The sequence below is a fragment of the Actinomycetota bacterium genome, assembly GCA_019347575.1.
Lineage (GTDB): Bacteria > Actinomycetota > Nitriliruptoria > Nitriliruptorales > Nitriliruptoraceae > JAHWKY01.
Map to the genome: position 1 here is coordinate 1 of JAHWKY010000088.1, position 4,799 is coordinate 4,799.

Annotated in this window: 4 protein-coding genes; 2 read left to right on the top strand and 2 right to left on the bottom strand. The window is 69.6% G+C overall.

What is annotated here, in order from left to right:
- Together KY469_22320 and KY469_22325 are read right to left on the bottom strand one after the other, a co-directional pair.
- The coding region (locus KY469_22320) for a hypothetical protein (GenBank protein MBW3665829.1) at positions 1–493 on the bottom strand (493 nt) is incomplete at its 3' end.
- Between the two features lie 34 nt (positions 494–527).
- Positions 528–1,670 (bottom strand): hypothetical protein, encoded by a 1,143-nt coding sequence (locus tag KY469_22325; GenBank protein MBW3665830.1) that lies wholly within the window; start codon positions 1,668–1,670, stop codon positions 528–530.
- Positions 1,671–1,887: 217 nt separating this feature from the next.
- Between KY469_22325 and KY469_22330 the strand changes: the two genes are divergently transcribed.
- Together KY469_22330 and KY469_22335 are read left to right on the top strand one after the other, a co-directional pair.
- Positions 1,888–2,130 carry a hypothetical protein gene (locus tag KY469_22330; GenBank protein MBW3665831.1) on the top strand — a complete coding sequence of 81 codons (243 nt, stop codon included), beginning with the start codon at positions 1,888–1,890 and terminating at the stop codon, positions 2,128–2,130.
- Between the two features lie 61 nt (positions 2,131–2,191).
- On the top strand, positions 2,192–4,799 hold a 2,608-nt coding region (locus tag KY469_22335; GenBank protein MBW3665832.1), incomplete at its 3' end, for a LuxR C-terminal-related transcriptional regulator.

Sequence of the window (4,799 nt, forward strand, 5' to 3'; positions counted from 1 at the left end):
TCCCCCCTGCCCGGGCGGCGTCGTTGGTCTGCTCTTCCCGGCGGATCGCCTCGACGTCCCCCCGGAGCGCGTACATGCGCCCCGCCGGATCGTGATCGAGGTAGCGGTTGAGGGTGACATCGACCGCCATCGACACGATCTCGTAGGTCCGCCGGGGTGCCGCGTCGTCGCAGGACGCGCCTGCAACGACCGACTCGCCGGCCGCGGCGACCAGCTTGAGCCCCTCCGAATCGCCGTGCGCTCCGGTCGGGTGCTCGTCACCCGTCGTATGGTGCGTGTCGGTGGGGTGGTGGCCATCCTGCTCGTCGTCAGAGCGCTCGAGCCCCCGGTACGCCCCGGCGCGTTCACCCGTCTCCGGCCCATGGGTGTGGCTGGTGTGGTCGTGGCCGCCGAGACCGGTCCCGACCAGCCACGCCGCGGCCAGGGCCAGCCCGACCAGCAGCGGGGCAACCGGGGACGCTCCCGCACGAAAGCGTGCGCCGCGGCTGCTCACGTTCGAGTCCACGTGGTACCGGTCGCGGTCGTCGTCATCCGACCACCGTGACCGTGCCCTCCATATCGAAGTGGATCAGACACCGGTAGGGGTAGGTGCCGGGCTGGGTGAACGTCACGCTGAACCGGTCCGGAGGGGAGAAGCCGCTGCGCATGCCGCTGTTGAGGGTCCCCGATCCGTCCCAGCCGTCCGGATCCCCCTGGCGTTCCACCGCCAACTCGTTCTCCCGGACGCTGCCGTCGTCGTTGCGTTCGTAGAACGGCCTGGCGGCCTCGGGCGCGTTGAACGAGATCGTGTGGTCGCCACGGATGATCCACGTGACGGTGCCCTCGACCGGGACCTCGACCTCCTCCGGGCTGAACACGAGCAGCCACTCGTCCGGCGCGGCACCGAAACCGCCCGCTCGCATCGCCGCCATCACGTCGTGGTCGCCACCGGACAGCGGCTTCTCGACGCGGGGTCTGATGGCAGCGACCGCCTCCTCGAGCTCTTCGGCCCCACGGGCCGCGACGTCCGCGGGGTCGTCGGCGGGCTGTTCGGGCTCGACCACCTCGATCGTCCCCTGCATCTCATCGGTGTGCACGAGACACACGAAGGTGTAACTGCCCGGGGCGATGTCGTCGGCGAGCTCGAGGGTGTAGTCCTCCGCGCCGAGCAGACCTCCACTGTTGAACCAGGATTGTGTCCCGTCGAAGGGCACCGGGTCCTGTTCAGCCGTGGCGCATCCGCCCGTCGGCGGGCGGCCTTCGGTGAGGAAGCACGGCATGCTCGCGCTCTTCTTCGGTGCGGTACCGAAACCGCCGGCGTAGAAGCCACTCCCCGGGGGGGTAGGGCGGGTGGGGACGTCCGTTCCGAGCGTGACGGTGTGCGGCTCACCGTTCTCCGGACGCTGGAACACGATGGTTGCGCCAGGGTGGACGGTGAGGCGTTCCGGGAAGAAGTGCAGGAACATGCCGTTGAACTCGTCGGTCGATCCATCGACCCCGACCGCGTAGGTCTCCGTGGCCGTGTCCGGGGACGTAGGCCCGGCCGCATCTGGGGCCGTCGCGGGTGCCGACGCCTGGCCGCACGCCGCCGCCACCAGACCCAGCACCGCTACCGCCGCGGGCAGCCACCTGCTCGAACGCGAACACGCGTCGGACACGACCGATGCAGGTGATGCGCTTGCGCGGGTCATCTGGCCACCTCCCGGTGTTGCGCGGCGGCGTCGCGATGCGTCGCACGAGCTGTCCGCTGCACGAAGCGATGAGACGCCGCCACGTAGCCTCAGCCGAGATCCAGTGTCGCTGTCCGCAGCGCGAGAAGCATGAGCATCCGGTGCTCATATCCGGCCGCGCGCGACGTGAGCATGCGGTGCTCATGCGGGTGAGACGGCCTGCTGCCATGGTGTCAGCATGGACGAACTGCTAGCGAGGCTCCCGGGCGTGTACGCACAGTTCCTGGTGTTGCAGCGCGCCGGGAAGGTCGACACGGTGATCGCCGAGCGGCTCGGCGTCCCGATCGAGTCCCTACCCCTGATCGCGCGGCTCGCAGCTGCCAAGCTCGCCCGGCTCCAGGCGGAAGAGGCTGAGCGCAACGCCGCGGCGGACGTTGAACTGTCGTTGCGTTCCCCTGATGGAGCCGACCGGCACGCGTAAGGCGGGACTTGCCGAGCCCATCGGTCGCGCGCGATACTCGGGCCGGATCCGAGGACGTGGCATGCAGCCCGAGACCGCCTGGCCGCTGGTTGGTCGGGACGAAGAGCTCAGCGTGATCGCCGATCTGCTCGGCGAACCGGGTCCACGGGGGGTGGTGATCTCGGGCGCTGCCGGCACGGGTAAGACCCGCCTCGCTCAGGAGACGCTGGCCATGGCGCGCGAGGCCGGATCCGCGAAGCTACGCGTGGCCGGGTCCCGTGCGGCAGCGACCGTCCCGCTTGGGGTGTTCGCACCGCTACTGCCGGCCCGTCACGGTGACGATGCTGCCACGTTCGAAGGCCTCAGGTGGGCCGCGCAGGCACTCCTTGACCGCGCCCACGGTCGTCGGCTGGTGATGGTCGTCGACGATGCCCACCACCTCGACCCGGCATCGGCCGCGCTGACCCATCAGCTCGCACTCGACGGGCCAGTGACGGTCGTTGCCACGGTGCGTTCGGAAGAACCGGCACCCGATGCGGTGATAGCGCTCTGGAAGGACGGCTTGACACCTCGGCTGGAGCTACAGCCGCTGTCGCAGGAGGAGTCGGTGCGCCTGTTGCGGCTGGCACTGTCTGGCGAAGTGGAGATGGCCGCCGCACATCGGCTGTGGCAGGCCTCAAGCGGGAACCCGTTGTTCCTCCGGGAACTCGTGCTCGCCGCAGTCGATGGCGGGGTACTGGTCGAGGACCGTGGCGTCTGGTCCCTCGCCGGGCAACTGCAGCTCTCCCCGTCCATCCGGGATCTGGTCCGTCAGCGCCTGACCGGCGCGACGGCGGCCGATCGCACAGCCCTGCACACGCTGGCGTTCGCGTACGCGCTCGGGTTCCAGATGCTGCGGGCGCTGCATCCCGAGGCGGACCTGGAGTCGCTCGAGCGGCGGGGCATGATCCAACTCGACACCGACGGTCGACGCAGACCCGTGACGCTCGCACACCCGATGTACGGTGAGGTCCTGCGCGACCGGGCTCCCGGCACCACTGCGGTCACGATCGCGGAGCGCTTGACGACCGCTGTGGAGAAGCTGGGGGCGCGTCGCCGTGAGGACGTCCTCCAGGTAGCTGTGTGGCGGCTGGTGACCGGCGGAGTGGTGGAACCCGGGCTGCTGGCGACCGCAGCACACCAGGCCTACCACGCCGCCGACTTCGACCTGGCCGAACGCCTCGCACGAGCCGCCCGGGCCACCGGATCACAACCGTCCGTCGCCGTTCTGTTGGCACAGCTGCTCGACGAACAGGGCGAGCACGAGGAGGCCGAAGACCTGCTCGCGTCGGTGGATCTCTCGGCCATGGCGCCACCCCTCCAAGTGCGCGCGGCCCTCGCGCGAGCGGACAACTTGTTCTTCGGCCTGGGACGCGAGTCCGAGGCGCACGAGGTGCTCGCGGACGCCGAACGAGCCTGCGTCGACACCCCCGCCGGGGAACTCGTGGCCAACCGCGCTTGGTTCGAACTGCACGCCGGTCAGCCGCAGGCGGCGCTGGAACTGTTGACTGCTATCGGTTCGGACGACGTGCACGGTCTCGTAGCCGCGGACATCGTCAGGTCATGGGCCAAAACGCTGCTCGGCGACACCACAGCAGCGCTGCGCGCAGCCGAGGACGCGACACGTCGCGAGCAACCACCCGCGTATCCGACCGTGAGCCGGCACGAAGGCTTCCCCGAACTCGCACGGGGCTTCGCCCTGCTCCATGCCGGCCACCTCAACGAGGCGGAGCAGATCGCGCAAGCAGGACTCACTGCATCACTCCCCGCCAGCCCGACGTTCGTACAAGCCCGCTGGACGACGTTGGTCGCCGCGACCGCGCTCGAACGGGGACAACTGATCACGGCCGCCTCCTCCTTCCAACAGGCGGCCGCGCTCCAACGACGGCTCGGTCAGAACGGCCAGCTACGTGCGAACCTGTCCGGTCAGGTCGTCGCTGCGAGCCAGGCCGGAGCCGTGGCAGAAGCGATCGACACGATGAAGGAACTGGACCAGATCCCAGACAACCCGGAGCGGCTGCACGAGGCTGACGTCCTGTCCGCCAAGGCCTGGTTGTCGGCCGCTCGTGGTGAGCGCTCGAAGGCGACACGGTTGCTGGGCGAGGCCGCAGCGGCCGCACGCGGTCGTGACCTAGTGACCATAGAGGCGCGCGTTCAACACGACCGGGTTCGCCTCGGCGATCCCGTCGAGGCCGCGGCACGACTCGCACAACTCGCGGACCGCGCAGATTCCGGCGCCGTCCGAGCGCGCGCACAGCACGCAGCTGCGACCGTCGACGGATCCGCCGAGACTCTGGAGCATGCGGCTGCAGGCCTCGAGCGGTCGGGTCTGTGGCTGCTAGCGGCCGAGGCGTTCATGAGCGCCGCTACCGCGTACACCCGTGCGGGTCGGCGACGGGGGAACGCCTGCACCCACCGCGCAACAACCCTGCAAGAACGCTGCGAGTCGGCCCGCACACCCGCCTTGCTGCTCGAAGATCACGTCGCACCGCTCACCCCTCGAGAGCGGGAAGTGGTAACCATGGCCGCCGACGGCCTGCCGAGCAAGACCATCGCCGAAAGGTTGGTCATCTCCATCCGCACGGTGAACAACCTCATCCAACGCGCGTACATCAAGCTCGGAGTCCACAGCCGCGCAGAGGCTGCGGAAG

What these genes read in the sequence shown, in the direction of transcription:
- KY469_22325 (MBW3665830.1), bottom strand. Translation starts at nt 1,670, where the DNA reads ATGACCCGCGCAAGCGCATCACCTGCATCGGTCGTGTCCGACGCGTGT.
- KY469_22330 (MBW3665831.1), top strand. Translation starts at nt 1,888, where the DNA reads ATGGACGAACTGCTAGCGAGGCTCCCGGGCGTGTACGCACAGTTCCTG.